At 70.2% G+C, this 14,032-nt stretch carries 14 protein-coding genes and 1 pseudogene; 6 read left to right on the top strand and 9 right to left on the bottom strand.

What is annotated here, in order from left to right:
• Positions 1-241 precede the first annotated feature (241 nt).
• Both ACTWQE_RS03510 and ACTWQE_RS03505 read left to right on the top strand, forming a co-directional pair.
• Positions 242-2,203, top strand: a complete 1,962-nt coding sequence (locus ACTWQE_RS03510) for a 2-oxoacid:acceptor oxidoreductase subunit alpha (RefSeq protein WP_443327305.1) — start codon at positions 242-244, stop codon at positions 2,201-2,203.
• Positions 2,196-3,290, top strand: coding sequence for a 2-oxoacid:ferredoxin oxidoreductase subunit beta (locus ACTWQE_RS03505; protein ID WP_443327304.1), 1,095 nt, complete (start codon positions 2,196-2,198; stop codon positions 3,288-3,290). Before ACTWQE_RS03510 ends, ACTWQE_RS03505 begins: the two co-directional genes overlap by 8 nt.
• Before the next feature lie 41 nt (positions 3,291-3,331).
• Here the strand turns inward: ACTWQE_RS03505 and ACTWQE_RS03500 are convergent, their stop codons facing one another.
• Positions 3,332-3,769 (bottom strand): winged helix-turn-helix transcriptional regulator, encoded by a 438-nt coding sequence (locus ACTWQE_RS03500; protein WP_443327303.1) that lies wholly within the window; start codon positions 3,767-3,769, stop codon positions 3,332-3,334.
• Positions 3,770-3,876: 107 nt separating this feature from the next.
• Here ACTWQE_RS03500 and ACTWQE_RS03495 point away from each other — a divergent pair, with 107 nt between their 5' ends.
• Positions 3,877-4,734, top strand: coding sequence for an SDR family oxidoreductase (locus ACTWQE_RS03495; RefSeq protein ID WP_443327302.1), 858 nt, complete (start codon positions 3,877-3,879; stop codon positions 4,732-4,734).
• Positions 4,735-4,950: 216 nt separating this feature from the next.
• Here ACTWQE_RS03495 and ACTWQE_RS03490 read toward each other — a convergent pair whose 3' ends face one another.
• Genes ACTWQE_RS03490 through ACTWQE_RS03480 form a run of 3 tightly spaced genes read right to left on the bottom strand, consistent with a single transcriptional unit; the run spans position 4,951 to position 5,572 of the window.
• Complete coding sequence (locus ACTWQE_RS03490) at positions 4,951-5,136, bottom strand: hypothetical protein (RefSeq protein WP_443327301.1); 186 nt, start codon at positions 5,134-5,136, stop codon at positions 4,951-4,953.
• Positions 5,133-5,351: a hypothetical protein gene (locus ACTWQE_RS03485; protein WP_443327300.1), complete on the bottom strand. Its 219-nt coding sequence runs from the start codon at positions 5,349-5,351 to the stop codon at positions 5,133-5,135. Before ACTWQE_RS03485 ends, ACTWQE_RS03490 begins: the two co-directional genes overlap by 4 nt.
• Complete coding sequence (locus tag ACTWQE_RS03480; RefSeq protein ID WP_443327299.1) at positions 5,351-5,572, bottom strand: hypothetical protein; 222 nt, start codon at positions 5,570-5,572, stop codon at positions 5,351-5,353. The genes ACTWQE_RS03485 and ACTWQE_RS03480 overlap by 1 nt, the downstream gene beginning before the upstream one ends.
• Before the next feature lie 318 nt (positions 5,573-5,890).
• On the opposite strand from ACTWQE_RS03480, the gene ACTWQE_RS03475 reads away from it, so the two are divergent.
• Together ACTWQE_RS03475 and ACTWQE_RS03470 are read left to right on the top strand one after the other, a co-directional pair.
• Positions 5,891-6,706, top strand: a complete 816-nt coding sequence (locus ACTWQE_RS03475; RefSeq protein ID WP_443327298.1) for a helix-turn-helix domain-containing protein — start codon at positions 5,891-5,893, stop codon at positions 6,704-6,706.
• Entirely contained in the window at positions 6,685-6,894 is a 210-nt protein-coding gene (locus ACTWQE_RS03470) for a DUF397 domain-containing protein (RefSeq protein ID WP_443327297.1), read from the top strand. Before ACTWQE_RS03475 ends, ACTWQE_RS03470 begins: the two co-directional genes overlap by 22 nt.
• Positions 6,895-6,979: 85 nt before the next feature.
• Here the strand turns inward: ACTWQE_RS03470 and ACTWQE_RS03465 are convergent, their stop codons facing one another.
• Positions 6,980-7,909 (bottom strand): hypothetical protein, encoded by a 930-nt coding sequence (locus ACTWQE_RS03465; RefSeq protein ID WP_443327296.1) that lies wholly within the window; start codon positions 7,907-7,909, stop codon positions 6,980-6,982.
• Between the two features lie 435 nt (positions 7,910-8,344).
• On the opposite strand from ACTWQE_RS03465, the gene ACTWQE_RS03460 reads away from it, so the two are divergent.
• The gene (locus ACTWQE_RS03460) at positions 8,345-9,757 is read left to right on the top strand and encodes a M28 family metallopeptidase (protein ID WP_443327295.1); all 1,413 of its coding nucleotides are present in this window, start codon (positions 8,345-8,347) and stop codon (positions 9,755-9,757) included.
• Between the two features lie 185 nt (positions 9,758-9,942).
• On the opposite strand, the gene ACTWQE_RS03455 is transcribed toward ACTWQE_RS03460, so the two are convergent.
• The 4 genes and pseudogenes from ACTWQE_RS03455 to ACTWQE_RS03440 all read right to left on the bottom strand — a co-directional run.
• Complete coding sequence (locus tag ACTWQE_RS03455; protein WP_443327294.1) at positions 9,943-10,944, bottom strand: ABC transporter permease; 1,002 nt, start codon at positions 10,942-10,944, stop codon at positions 9,943-9,945.
• Positions 10,931-11,935 carry an ATP-binding cassette domain-containing protein gene (locus ACTWQE_RS03450; RefSeq protein WP_443327293.1) on the bottom strand — a complete coding sequence of 335 codons (1,005 nt, stop codon included), beginning with the start codon at positions 11,933-11,935 and terminating at the stop codon, positions 10,931-10,933. Before ACTWQE_RS03450 ends, ACTWQE_RS03455 begins: the two co-directional genes overlap by 14 nt.
• 161 nt (positions 11,936-12,096) lie before the next feature.
• Positions 12,097-13,374 carry a LolA family protein gene (locus tag ACTWQE_RS03445; protein ID WP_443327292.1) on the bottom strand — a complete coding sequence of 426 codons (1,278 nt, stop codon included), beginning with the start codon at positions 13,372-13,374 and terminating at the stop codon, positions 12,097-12,099.
• Between the two features lie 378 nt (positions 13,375-13,752).
• A pseudogene (locus ACTWQE_RS03440) lies at positions 13,753-14,032 on the bottom strand (polyprenyl synthetase family protein); the annotation flags it as partial.

Raw genomic sequence — 14,032 nt, 5'->3', positions numbered from 1 at the left:
CGCCGTACGGCGGACAGCTTCCACCCATGGTCCTAAGACCAAGAGATGAGCCGGAAGCGCCGATCGAGAGAGCACGGAGGTGCGGGTGAAACATGACGAACCAGCACAAGCAGATGTCTCATCCTTCATTCCACTATGTGACACTTCCAGGGAAGGCGACCCTTACCGACGTAGAGTGGCCGACGGAACAACCGGTCGGTATGGCAGAGCCGAGCCGCCGCCTCGAAGGAGGTCCAGTTCAGTGACCAGCCAGGTCAGTACCCAGCCCGAACCTGCAGAGCGGGCTGAGCAGCCCGGACAGGCCGAGGAGGCCGAAGGGGCAGCCCCGGGGGGACAGCGGGGTCCCGGCAAGGAGATCCGCCGTCTGGACCGGGTGATCATCCGTTTCGCGGGTGACTCCGGTGACGGTATGCAGCTGACGGGTGACCGGTTCACTTCCGAGACCGCGTCCTTCGGGAACGATCTGTCGACGCTGCCGAACTTCCCGGCGGAGATCCGGGCCCCTGCCGGGACGCTCCCGGGAGTCTCCAGCTTCCAGCTGCACTTCGCCGACCACGACATCCTCACCCCCGGTGACGCGCCGAACGTCCTGGTGGCGATGAACCCGGCGGCGCTGAAGGCGAACCTGGCGGATGTGCCGCGGGGCGCGGACATCATCGTGAACACCGACGAGTTCACCAAGCGGGCCATGGCCAAGGTGGGCTACGCGGCCTCGCCCCTGGACGACGGGTCCCTCCAGGCGTACGCGGTGCACCCGGTGCCGCTCACCACGCTGACGGTCGAGGCGCTCAAGGACTTCGAGCTGTCGCGGAAGGAGGCCGAGCGCAGCAAGAACATGTTCGCGCTGGGTCTGCTGTCGTGGATGTACCACCGGCCCACGGAGGGGACCGAGCGGTTCCTGCGGTCGAAGTTCGCGAAGAAGCCGCAGGTCGCGGAGGCGAACGTCACGGCCTTCCGGGCGGGTTGGAACTTCGGTGAGACCACGGAGGACTTCGCCGTCTCCTATGAGGTCGCGCCGGCCGCCAAGGCGTTCCCGCCGGGCACCTACCGCAACATCTCGGGGAACCTGGCGTTGTCCTACGGGCTGGTGGCCGCCTCCCAGCAGGCGGATCTGCCGCTGTACCTCGGCTCGTACCCGATCACCCCGGCCTCCGACATCCTGCATGAGCTGTCGAAGCACAAGAACTTCGGCGTGCGGACCTTCCAGGCCGAGGACGAGATCGCCGGGATCGGCGCCGCGCTGGGCGCGGCGTTCGGCGGTGCGCTCGCGGTGACGACGACCTCGGGCCCGGGGGTGGCGCTGAAGTCGGAGACGATCGGACTGGCGGTGTCGCTGGAGCTTCCGCTGCTGATCGTCGACATCCAGCGCGGCGGCCCCTCGACGGGGCTGCCCACCAAGACCGAGCAGGCGGACCTGCTGCAGGCGATGTACGGGCGCAACGGCGAGGCGCCGGTGCCGGTCATCGCCCCCGCCACGCCCGCGGACTGCTTCGACGCCGCACTGGAGGCGGCCCGGGTCGCGCTGACGTACCGGACCCCGGTGTTTCTGCTGAGCGACGGCTATCTGGCCAATGGCTCCGAGCCGTGGCGCATCCCGGACCTGGAGGAACTCCCCGATCTGCGGGTGCAGTTCGCCACCGGCCCCAACCACACCACCGAGGACGGCACCGAGGTCTTCTGGCCTTACAAGCGGGATCCGCAGACCCTGGCCCGGCCGTGGGCCGTGCCGGGCACGCCGGGCCTGGAGCACCGGATCGGCGGCATCGAGAAGCAGGACGGCACGGGCAACATCTCCTACGACCCGGCCAACCACGACTTCATGGTCCGCACCCGCCAGGCCAAGGTCGACGGCATCGACGTCGCCGACGTCACGGTGGACGACCCCACCGGGGACGCCGACGTCCTGGTCCTGGGCTGGGGTTCGACCTACGGGCCGATCACCGCGGCCGTACGCCGTACCCGCGCGGCCGGCCGCCGGGTCGCCCAGGCCCATCTGCGCCACCTCAACCCCTTCCCCCGGAATCTCGGCGAGGTACTGGGGCGTTACGAGAAGGTGGTCGTACCGGAGATGAACCTCGGCCAGCTCGCGACCCTGCTGCGGGCGAAGTATCTGGTCGACGCCCGTTCCTTCACCCAGGTCAACGGGATGCCGTTCAAGGCCGAACAGCTCGCGCATGTGCTCAAGGAGGCCATCGATGACTGAGACGGTGACGGAGGGCCGGTCGGGGGTCGACGCGCTCTCCCTGGTGCCCAAGGCCGATGCCAAGCAGTCCATGAAGGACTTCAAGTCCGACCAGGAAGTGCGCTGGTGCCCCGGTTGCGGTGACTACGCCGTCCTCGCCGCCGTCCAGGGCTTCATGCCCGAACTCGGCCTGGCGAAGGAGAACATCGTCTTCGTCTCCGGCATCGGCTGCTCCTCCCGCTTCCCGTACTACATGAACACCTACGGGATGCACTCCATCCACGGACGTGCCCCCGCCATCGCCACCGGCCTCGCCTCCTCCCGCAGGGATCTGTCGGTGTGGGTGGTCACCGGTGACGGCGACGCGCTGTCGATCGGCGGCAACCACCTCATCCATGCGCTGCGCCGCAATGTGAACCTCAAGATCCTGCTGTTCAACAACCGGATCTACGGCCTCACCAAGGGCCAGTACTCGCCCACCTCCGAGGTGGGCAAGATCACGAAGTCCACACCGATGGGATCGCTGGACGCCCCCTTCAACCCGGTGTCGCTCGCGATCGGCGCGGAGGCGTCCTTCGTGGCCCGTACGGTCGACTCCGACCGCAAGCACCTCACCGGTGTGCTGCGTGAGGCCGCCGCCCATCCGGGCACGGCGCTCGTCGAGATCTACCAGAACTGCAACATCTTCAACGACGGCGCCTTCGAGGTCCTCAAGGACAAGGAGCAGGCCCAGGAAGCGGTCATCCGGCTGGAGCACGGGCAGCCGATCCGCTTCGGCGCCCCGGCGGAGGACGGCCTCGGGTCGAAGGGCGTCGTACGGGACCCGGCGACCGGTGACCTCCGGGTCATCGACGTCACGTCGGAGGGGACGGGCGACGTGCTGGTGCACGACGCCCACGCGGCCTCGCCGACCACCGCCTTCGCCCTGTCCCGACTCGCGGACCCGGACACCCTGCACCACACCCCCATCGGCGTACTGCGGAGCGTGCAGCGTCCCGTGTACGACACGCTGATGGCCGACCAGTTGGAGGGGGCGGTGGAGCGCTGCGGCAAGGGCGACCTCGCCGCCCTGCTCACCGGCAACGACACCTGGACGGTCGTCGGCTGATCGCCCCGTCACTACGACCCCCGCGGCCCGGACCTGAGTGCTCAGGTCCGGGCCGCGTCGTGTTCCTCCCGGGCCGCGTCGTACTGCTCCCGTGCCGCGTCGTACCGCTCCCGGGCGGCCTCGACGTCCGACACGCGGCCGTCGACCCACTGCACGAGCGCCCACACCTGACGCGCCGCCTCCTCACCGAGTCCGGTGAGGGAGTAGTCCACGCGCGGCGGGATGACGGGGTGGGCGTGGCGGTGCACAAACCCGTCGCGCTCCAGGGTCCGGAGCGTCTGGGCCAGCATCTTCTCGCTGACACCGCCCATGATTCCGCGCAGCTCGCTGAACCTGAGCGACCCGTCGAGCAGCGCGCCCAGCACGAGCACGCCCCAGCGGCTGGTGATGTGCTCCAGCACCAGTCGGGCTGGGCAGTCAGCGGCGTTCTTGTCGGCGACGAGCGCTTCCAGCTCGTCCCGCACTCTGCTTACGGACATGCCAGTACCTTACTTTGAAGTGGGTACTTTAAAAAAGTTAGCCATCCGATCTACGGTGAGTGGCGTTCGGGCACCACAGGATGAAGCCGTAGAAACGGGGAAACACCATGAGCATTGTCGTCACCGGAGCCACCGGCCAACTGGGCCGTCTCGTCATCGACGAACTGCTGGCAAAGATCCCGGCCGACCTGGTCGCAGCCGTCGTACGCAGTGCGGAGAAGGCCGCCGACCTCGCTTCGCGCGGCGTGGAGCTGCGGATCGCGGACTACAACGACCCCCGGACGCTCAAGGGGGCCTTCCACGCCGGGGACAAGGTACTGCTGATCTCCAGCAGCGAGGTCGGGGTCCGAGTGCCGCAGCACACCGCCGTCGTGGAGGCCGCGAAGGAGGCCGGAGCAGCGCTGCTCGCGTACACCGGCATCCTCGGCGGCCCGGCCACGACCATGCTCCTCGCCCGGGAACACAACGCGACCGAGCAGGTCATCCGCGACTCCGGACTGCCGTACACCCTCCTGCGCAACGGCTGGTACAACGAGAACTACACCGCGAACCTCGGCGCCGTGCTCGCCCACGGGGCCGTCGTCGGCAGCGCGGGCGACGGCCGGGTGGCCAGCGCCTCCCGCGGCGACTTCGCGGCCGCCGCGGCCGCGGTCCTCACCGGCGACGGGCACGAGAACACGGTGTACGAGCTGAGCGGCGACACCACCTGGTCCCTCACCGAGTACGCGGCGGAGGTCGCCCGGCAGTCCGGCAAGGACATCGCGTACACGGAGCTGCCCGTCGAGAAGTACCGCGAGGTGCTGGCGAATGCGGGTTTCCCGGCAACGATCGCCGAGGCCCTCTCCGACGCCGACACCGGCATCGCCCGCGGCGAACTGGCCGCGACCCCGGGGGACCTGAGCCGTCTCATCGGCCGGCCGACCACCCCGATCGCCGACTCGGTCGCCGCGGCGCTCAAAGGCTGACCTCCGGCGCGCCCCACCGTTCGACGCGCCCCACCGTTCGACGCGCCCGACCCGGCGGCGCGGAGCCCGTCCCGGCGGCGTGAGCGCCCGACCCGGCGGCGTGAGCGCCCGACCTGGCACACCGGCGCAGGGGCGCCTGTCGTGGCACACCGACGCGGGCGCCCGTCCCGGCACACCGGCCGCGGAACGTGGCGTACTACCCGGGACGGTGGCGGGCTACCGGGGACGGTGGCGGGGGCACTGGCAGGGCGGGTAGGTATGGGACATCAGGGGCGGCAGGGCATCACCGGCAAGGACATGCACCTCCGCCCGTTCCTCCACCACCACGCCGTCGCGCGTCGCGGTGTAGACGCGCAAGGTCATCCGGGACTGTCCGGCTCGGGGCCGCGTGGCATCGTTCACCGGCCTGCCTCCTCCCCGCGGCGGCGCCGCGCCGCATCGAGGAGGTCGAGCACGTCCGAGGACGGCGGGATGTGCGGAGCGCAGCCGGGGCAGGCGTACACGTTCCAGCCGGGGCCGCTGTTGCTGTGCACCTCCTGGACGAGGACCGGGGTTTCCGTGACGCGCTGGCAGCGGACACACATACGGACGGGCGCGGGTCGGCCGGCGGCATCCATCAGGCGACCGCCACGCCGGGGATCCGGTACGGCCCTGCCGCGTCGATGTCCGGCGATACCGCTGCACACCGCAACTGCCGCGATTCCTCCGCGAGGACGTACGGGCGCACCAGGGCGATGACGTCGGACTCGAACGGCTCCTCGGCCCGCCTGCCGTACGCCCGGGGAAGATACGGAGGATCCCAGGGCCGCACGATGACCGTACGGGCCTCAGGGCCCAAGTCGACGGATGAGACGTCCCGTTGAGGCCGGGGAGTCCGAGGGGCGCAATCCCTCACCCGGGCAGGACAGCGGGCAATATGCTGAACCATGTCGGCGTTCCTTGTGCAGCGTTGGCCATGCCCCGGGACCGATTGCAGCGGTTGCCGGGGCCCTTGGCGTCATCCGCCCTTGGATGAGCGAACAATCACCATGTGTATCTCCATCGTCGCCCTGCGCAGCTACCCTCGACAGAGGGTTGCCGTCCCCGTCCACGCCAGGGGACGGGGGAAGAAGGGGCAATGAAGTTCCAACCCGGTGACCTCTCACCGGACCGGTCCGTGCGTGACCTTTTCGGCGCCGAAGTGCGCCGTCACCGCGAGAAGAACAACATGTCGTTACGACGGCTCGCCGAAGTCCTGAACTACAGCAAGTCCCACCTTGCGCGGATCGAGACGGCGGAGTCACTGCCGTACGACGACCTGCCGTCGAGTCTGGACGCGTGCTTCGGCACGGACGGGCACTTCGCCCGCCTGCACGCGGTGGCCAAGAAAGAGCCGTTCCCCGGCAAATATCGCAGGGTGATGGAGATCGAGAGCCGGGCGACGGTCATCGAGTCCTTCGTGAGCGGCACCGTTCACGGTCTGCTCCAGACTCCCGAGTTCGCGGAGCGGTGGCTTCGCTGCGGACATCCACAAGCCCCAGAGGCAGAAATCGAGGCGATGGTAAAGGCTCGGATCGACCGACAGGCACGGTTGAGCCGCCCAAAACCTCCGCGTTGCTGGTTCATTCTGGACGAGGCGGTGCTTCGCCGTCGGGTTGGTCGGCCGGAGCTGATGCATCACCAGATGACGGTGCTGATCGAGCGTGCGGCGGCACCACACATCACCCTCCAGGTGTTGCCGTTCACGGCAGGCGAGCACCCAGAACTGCTGGGCAGTTCGCAACTGGACCTCTACACGGTGCCGGACCAGCCACTGGTCGTCTACGAAGAGGGCAGCCGGTCCGGGACCATCTTCGAAGACCGCGACACGGTGGCAAAGTGCCAAGAGTCCTACGATCTGCTCAGGGCCATGGCCCTCTCGCCTTACGACTCTGAGGCGATGATCCGAGCGGCGATGGAGGACTGGACGCCATGCGAACCACCCCGGACCTGAGCACTGCCTCCTGGCACAAGAGCAGCCACAGCAACGCCGACGGGGGGTCCTGCGTCGAGGTCGCGGACGGCTACCCCGGCCTCGTCCCCGTCCGCGACAGCAAAAACCCCCACGGCCCCGCCCTGATCTTCCCCACCGCGGCATGGACCGCCTTCATAACAAGCGTGAAGACAGGCGACTTCACCTGAACTGACCAGGAGCTTGCGAACGAAGGACCGCGCGGACCGCCCGCCACCGTGACGGCGACGGGCGGTCCGCTGCGGACGACAGCGGTCAGAGCTGAGGTTCTCCGGCCTCCGTGCCGCGGTCCTTCAGCATCGAGAAGACGTCGAAGGTCTCTGCGGCGGGCGGAGCCTCGACCGTCACCGGGGCGCCGTAGTCGTAGTAGTGCGTCTTCACCGTGAGCGACCCCTGAGGCGTCTTCATCCCCAGGACCATCTTTACCGGGAGGTCGTCCTCGTTGACCCAGACCTCGGTGTCGTAGCCCTTGATCTTCGACTTCCGCATGGTCTTCAGGAGCTCTTGGCGCTCCTTCTCGCCGAGCTGGGACTTGTCGGCGTTCACCATGTCCTCGACCGTGAGCGTGCCCTTGTAGTGCTCGGCCTGCTCGCCGTCGACTTTCTGGGTGCCGACGTGCCGGATGTTGGGCGACTCCAGGAGCGTCGCCAGCTGCTTCGCCGGGTCCTGGTTCATACCGTCGAGGCTGCCGGTCATCCGCTGGGCGAGCTTTTCGTCCCCGGAGGCCTTCGCGGCGGCGGCGAGGTCGAGCTTCATCCAGCGCTTGCCGTCCGTCTCCTTACCGGCCTTCGAGCCCATGTCCATGTACATGACGTCATCGCGCCAGATCATCCGGACCTTCTTCGGCACGCCCGGGGCGGACACCGACAGGGGACCCGTGGTGGTCATGTCCATCACCGTCGGGTTCCAGCCCATGACGCCGGACATCACCGTCTCGCCGTTGTCCCCGCCGATGCCGGGCATCGACATGGTCATCCGGACCTTGGCCGACTTCGCGGCCTCCGTCTTCTTGAAGGCGGCTGCGATGACCTGCGTCGGCGTACGTCCGGAGGACTGCTGGTCGGCGTCCTTCCGCGATGCGCCGGAGGCCTTTCCCTCGCCGTCACCCTGGCACCCCGCGGCTCCGGCGAGCACGGCCACCGCTATCAGCGAGACTCCCCCGCGCCGCCATACGGACATGTTCATTTTCCCCCACCCCTTGCTCCACGAACGTCAGTTCACCGTAGCGCAGCAGCAGGAGAGCGGGCAGCAACGGCCCCAGCCGCCCGGGCGACGACCAGGGGGCGATGGCGGCCGCGAGTGCGTGTTACCCGGCGTCGTCGGGGTGCAGCCGGACTGCCGTCGGTTCACGACCGCGGCGGAACGGCGTCGACCGGGCCGGGCGCCACCACAGCGCCCGTCGTCTTCCTCACCCCCGGGCCCAACTGATCCCTTCGGCCGCGCCGTTGGACCGATATCCGGCGCATGGTGTCCGGATTCCGCCCTTGACGTCTCGCCAGGGCCGCCCGAGCATCATGCTCGCGTCAAGAAATGTTCAGCTCCAGCGCCCTGTGGTCACCCAAGCCGCAGGGCTGCCTGTTCGTTCCGTCCCTGTCCGTTCGGAATCCGGAGCGCCCCACCATGTCGCCACACACCCCCCGCACCCACCGGAGCCGCGCCCGAAGATCCTGGCTGCGCCGGGCCGCCACCGCCGGCGCGGCGGCCGGTGCGCTCGCCGGGCTGGTCGCCTCGGCCCCGGGCGCGGCCGCCGCGCCTCCCGCACCCCTACGGTCCGCTCCCGCCACGCATGTTGGCCCTGCGCACGTAAGCCCCGCGCCCGTACGGACCGCCGCGCTCGCCGCGCCCGACATCCCGCTCGCCAACGTCAAGGCGCATCTGAGCTCACTCCAGTCGATCGCCACCGCCAACAACGGCAACCGCGCCCACGGACGGCCCGGCTTCAAAGCCTCGGTCGACTATGTGAAGGGCAAGCTGGACGCGGCGGGCTTCACCACCACCCTCCAGCAGTTCACCTCCAGCGGCTCGACCGGCTACAACCTGATAGCCGACTGGCCCGGCGGCGACACCGGCACGGTCCTCATGGCCGGGGCCCACCTCGACTCGGTCAGCGCGGGCGCCGGGATCAACGACAACGGTTCGGGCTCCGCGGCCGTCCTGGAGACCGCCCTCGCCGTCTCCCGCGCGGCGCTGCACCCCACAAAGCATCTGCGGTTCGCCTGGTGGGGCGCGGAGGAGCTCGGGCTGATCGGATCGAAGTACTACGTCAACAACCTGCCGCCCGCCGAGCGTTCCAAGATCTCCGGGTATCTGAACTTCGACATGATCGGCTCACCGAACCCGGGTTACTTCGTCTACGACGACGACCCGACGATCGAGCGGACATTCAAGGACTATTTCGCGGGCCTCGGCGTGCCCACCGAGATCGAGACCGAGGGCGACGGCCGCTCCGACCACGCCCCGTTCAAGAACGCCGGCGTCCCCGTGGGCGGCCTCTTCACCGGCGCCGGCTACACCAAGACCTCCGCCCAGGCGCAGAAGTGGGGCGGCACCGCCGGCCAGGCCTTCGACCGCTGCTATCACTCCTCCTGCGACACGGCGTCGAACATCAACGACACCGCCCTCGACCGCAACAGCGACGCCATCGCCCACGCGGTGTGGACTCTGGGCACGGAGACCGCCCAGCCCGGCACGGTCTTCGAGACCACCACCGATGTACCCATTCCGGACAACGGCGCGGCGGTGACCTCGGCGCTCGAGGTCACCGGCCGTACGGGCAACGCGCCCTCCGCCCTCCGGGTGAGCGTCGACATCAAGCACACCTGGCGCGGAGACCTGTCGGTCGACCTGCTCGCGCCCGACGGGACCGCGTATCCGCTGAAGGCGGCCGGCGGTCCGGACTCATCGGACGACGTCATCGCCACCTACAGCGTCAACGCCTCCGGCGAGGTCGCGAACGGCTCCTGGAAGCTGCGGGTCCAGGACGTGGCCGCACAGGACACCGGCTATATCGACAGCTGGAAGCTCACCTTCTGAGGCACCTGAGGAACGTGAGGCAGGGGCGCGGACCGGCTGCCGAGCCGCGTTGCCGAAGCTCGCTGCCGGGGTGCGTGCCGGGGCCGATGCCGAGTGGCGTGCTGCCGTCGTGTCAGGGCTCCGGATTCCCCCGACGTCATCCGGGGCCCTGGCCGTGCCGTCCGCCCGCACCGGACCCCGCGCGGTCACACGGTGATGTCACGGGAGGTGAACCGCGCCCAGGCCGCCGCTCCGAACACGGCCGCGTACACGCCCTGGAGGCCGAGGTTGCGCAGCAGTTGGTCCCAGTAGACCGGCTCCCGCAGCAGGTCCGCGAAGCTCAGCCAGTAGTGCGGAAAGAGATACGGATGGACCGCGTGCAGCTGCGGGATCGTATCGACGATCTGCACGGTGATCAGGATGCCCACGGTGGTCGCCATCGCCGCGACACCGCTGTCGGTCAGCGTGGAGACGAAGAGGCCGAGCGCGGCGACACCGGTCAGCGAGGCCGCGACGGCCGCGGCGACGCCCACCGCCCGTACCAGGCCCTCATCGAACGACACCGTGGTGCCGGAGATCAGGGTGACATCGCCGAGCGGGAACAGCAGCGCCCCCGCGGCCAGCGCGGACGCGGCCACCACCAGGGTCGCCACCAGGCAGAAGGCCATCGTGGCGGTGTACTTGGCGAGCAGCAGCCGGGTACGGCCCGCGGGCGCGACCAGCAGATAGCGCAGCGTCCCGGCGCTCGCCTCCCCGGCGACGGCATCGCCCGCGACGACGCCGACGGTCATCGGGAGAAAGAAGGGCAGGGTCGCGGCGAGGGAGGTGAAGACCAGGAACAGGCCGTTGTTGGTGACCTGGGTGATGAAAGCGGGGCCGCCACCGCCCTCGCCGATGGAGCCGTCACCGCTCGTCTCGATCTTCACCGCGGTGCCGACGAGGACGGGTACGGCGGCGAGGACTCCGAGGAGTGCGAGGGTCCGCCAGCGGCGGAAGGTCGTACCGAGCTCGCTGCGGAAGAGCCCGAGGGGCCGACCCCCCTTCCGTCCGACCGCCACGGGTCCGACCGCCGCCGGGCCACCCGCCGGGCCGCTCATCGCCCGTCCACCCGCCGTGGGTCCGCTCGCCTTCGGCCCGCCGGCCGGCCCGCCGTTCCCGTCCCCCGGCCCGTCGGCGGCAGCGGCCGCGCCCGTCTCAGCCCGCGACATCGAAGCCCTCTCCGGTCAGGGCCACGAAGGCGTCCTCGAGCGAGGCCCGTTCGAGGCCGAAGGCCCGTACGCGCACCTCGGCCCGTACGAGTGCGGCATTGAGCTCCGCGAGATCAGGGGTGTCCGTGGCGGGCAGTTCGCCCGTCACCCGGTCGTCGGTGACGGCGACGTCGGTCAGGCCGTACTCCTTGAGGACCCGTACGGCATCGGCCGGATCGGGGGTGGTGACGGCCAGCCTGCCGCGCACCCCCGCCGACAGCTCGGCGACCGGCCCCTGCACCACGAGGCGGCCCCGCGCCATCACCGCCGCATGCGTGCACACCTGCTCGATCTCGTCCAGGAGGTGCGAGGAGAGGAAGACCGTCGTGCCATCGGCGGCCAGCGCGTGGACCAGCGACCGGATCTCCCGCATGCCCTGCGGGTCGAGGCCGTTGGTCGGCTCGTCGAGTACGAGCAGCCGGCGCGGCTGGAGCAGCGCGGCGGCCAACCCCAGCCGCTGCTTCATACCGAGCGAGTACGCGCGTGCCTTTTTTCCGGCGGCGGCGGACAGACCGACCCTGTCGAGAGCGGCCGACACACGGGCGGCCCGGGTACGGGGGTCGGCCGTGGGGTCGGCGGCGTCGTACCGGACGAGATTGTCCCGGCCGGAGAGAAAGCCGTAGTGGGCGGGGCCCTCGATGAGCGCGCCGACCTCGGGCAGCACCTGGCGCACCGCCCGGGGCATGGGGCGGCCCAGGACGCGGGCGCTGCCGGAGGTGGGCTCGATCAGGCCCAGGAGCATACGGATGGTGGTGGTCTTGCCGGAGCCGTTGGCCCCGAGAAAGCCGAAGACACTGCCGCGCGGCACGGCGAGGTCGAGCGAGTCGACGGCGAGCTGCCCGCCCCGGTAGCGCTTGGTGAGCGACCTCGTCTCGATGACGTGGTTCGCGCCGGGCACACCGGATGGACCCGGGCCGTTCTCCGGTCCGGGCCGAGCCGTCAACCCCTCCATCGCCCTCCGATCGTGCGGTGCGGAGGCGCCCCGCCGCACGTGGCGCGCGGCGGGGCCCCTGTGGTGTCCACGGGGCTACGGGCCTCGTCGCTGTCCGCGTGGCCTTACGTCACCTCGTCGCCGACCAGGCGGCCTTCTCGGCCGGCCGCCGACCAGGTGGCCTACTGGGCCTCGTTCGCCGCCTTGACCAGGGCGTCCTTGTCGACCGCGCCGACGTAGAGCCCGCCGTCCTCGGTCATCAGGGCGTTGACCAGGCGGGTGCTGAAGACCGTGCCCTTGCCGAACTTCCCGCTGACCTTGTCACCGAGGCTGTCCATGAAGCCCCGCGCCTCCTGGGGCATTTTGTCATCACCGGAACCGGCGGACGGGGAGTTCGTACGGTCCGGGGCCTTCAGTTCGGCGACGGAGGTCCAGCCCTCGCCGATGACGTTCAGGCCGCCCAGGCCTCCGGAACCGGCCGACGGCCCGAGGGGCAGGTCGAGATCCGGCTCGGGCTGCCAGCCCCGGCCACCCTTCCTGTCGAACTCCTTCTGCTCGGTGACCTCGGCGCCCTTCGGCGGCGTGAAGGCGAAGGTGCTCTCGTCGGGCTTGGCGAAGTCCACCGAGGTGAAGCCCGCGTCGACGATGGCCTTGCCGCCGCTCTCCGGCGAGAGTGTGAACTTCAGCGGGACGCCGTTCTGCGCGTCCACCGCGATCCGGACCGAACCGACCGTGGATTCCGTCTGCTTGGGCCGGATCACCAGCTGGTAGGCGTCCCGCCCGGCGACCCGCGCCGTGCCGTCGACCTTCACGGACGTTGTGCTGTCCACGGCCTTCAGGGCCTGCCGCGCGAACTCCTGGGGCGTGACGTCCTTGGGCAGCGCCTCCCGCTCGCGGGACTTCGCGCTCCCGTCCGCCGGGGCGCTCGCGTGGTACGCGGCGTTGGCGGCCGAGTCGTACGCCCACACCTCTCCGCCGTTGTGGATCAGGCTGTACTCGGCGGCGTCGTCGATGACCGACAGCCGGTGCCGGTCGGGGTCATCCGCGGCGACCCGCAGGGTGTGCGACCCGGTCGCCAGCTCCATCAGCTTCGCCTGCGGGTCGGCGGCCGCCGCGCCGTCCTTGCCGCCCTCGCCGTTCGGGCCGCCGCTGAAGACATTGGCGCCGCCCGCCCCGGAGCCCGGCAGGGACGGGAGGCCGAGGTCGGTGTTGACCTTGACCGTGCCGGACAGCTGCTGCACATCCGACTCGGCGACCTTCGCGATGAGCTGCTCCGCCGAGATCTCCGGCAGATCGGGGGCACCGGCGCCCGCAAACGCCGGGACGAGTCCGATCGTCACGGCCGCGACTCCCGCCACCGCGACCGGGACCACGTACCGCGCCGTCCTGTGCCTCGGTGGCGCGTCGTCGTCTTCCGCATCCCATGCGTCGGTGACCTGTACCGGTCGCTTCTTGAGCATCTGCCCTACCTCCGTGGTCGGCGGCGGTTGATCGCGTAGCACCCGTGGGCTCGTCTCGCGGACATTGTCACTGTGCCCGCCGCGCTTGTGCTACTAATCCCACCAAACCGGCCATGGTCCATGCGTCAACCGACGGGATCAACTCGGTGTACGCCTACAGGATGAGACGCCCCGTCCGCTTGGCGGAGCGTGTACCGCCGGAAGTGGAGCGCCCCCCTAAGGGCTCACCGCACGCACGGAAGGCGGCTCAGCCCGGCCCGATGCAGCGCCGGCGGCAGTACACGACCGCGCGGTCGGCCCACGCAGAGGACCACCGCCGGGGCAACCCGGCGCGATGCGCGGACCGCCGTCCGCCCGCCCGGACGTGCCACCCCCGGGTCAGCCCGCGCGGTGGACCACCGCGTCGCAGAGCGCTTCCAGAGCGGCCTTCGCCGGGCAGTCGGGCAGGGGTGCCAGCGTCGCACGCGCGTCCTCCGCGTAACGGACCGTGTCCCGGCGGGCCTGCTCCAGCGCCGGATGGAGCCGCAGCCGGCGCAGCGCCTCCGCGTGCCGGACGTCGTCCGTGAGGTCGCCGTCGAGCAGCTCGCACAGCTCCCGGTCGGCCGCCTCGCCCGTCGCCGCGGCCTGGGCGCGCAGATGGAGCACCGGCAGCGTGGGG

Origin of the sequence: Streptomyces sp. 8N706, assembly GCF_052245415.1 — a bacterium.
Lineage (GTDB): Bacteria > Actinomycetota > Actinomycetes > Streptomycetales > Streptomycetaceae > Streptomyces.
The sequence above is the reverse complement of the archived record's forward strand: the minus strand, read 5'-3'. Positions and strand labels throughout refer to the sequence as shown.

Excerpts from the sequence above, each read along its gene's own strand:
- ACTWQE_RS03505 (WP_443327304.1), top strand. The coding sequence starts at position 2,196 with ATGACTGAGACGGTGACGGAGGGCCGGTCGGGGGTCGACGCGCTCTCC.
- ACTWQE_RS03500 (WP_443327303.1), bottom strand. The coding sequence starts at position 3,769 with ATGTCCGTAAGCAGAGTGCGGGACGAGCTGGAAGCGCTCGTCGCCGAC.
- ACTWQE_RS03495 (WP_443327302.1), top strand. The coding sequence starts at position 3,877 with ATGAGCATTGTCGTCACCGGAGCCACCGGCCAACTGGGCCGTCTCGTC.
- ACTWQE_RS03485 (WP_443327300.1), bottom strand. The coding sequence starts at position 5,351 with ATGGATGCCGCCGGCCGACCCGCGCCCGTCCGTATGTGTGTCCGCTGC.
- ACTWQE_RS03470 (WP_443327297.1), top strand. The coding sequence starts at position 6,685 with ATGCGAACCACCCCGGACCTGAGCACTGCCTCCTGGCACAAGAGCAGC.
- ACTWQE_RS03465 (WP_443327296.1), bottom strand. The coding sequence starts at position 7,909 with ATGAACATGTCCGTATGGCGGCGCGGGGGAGTCTCGCTGATAGCGGTG.
- ACTWQE_RS03460 (WP_443327295.1), top strand. The coding sequence starts at position 8,345 with ATGTCGCCACACACCCCCCGCACCCACCGGAGCCGCGCCCGAAGATCC.
- ACTWQE_RS03455 (WP_443327294.1), bottom strand. The coding sequence starts at position 10,944 with ATGTCGCGGGCTGAGACGGGCGCGGCCGCTGCCGCCGACGGGCCGGGG.
- ACTWQE_RS03450 (WP_443327293.1), bottom strand. The coding sequence starts at position 11,935 with ATGGAGGGGTTGACGGCTCGGCCCGGACCGGAGAACGGCCCGGGTCCA.
- ACTWQE_RS03445 (WP_443327292.1), bottom strand. The coding sequence starts at position 13,374 with ATGCTCAAGAAGCGACCGGTACAGGTCACCGACGCATGGGATGCGGAA.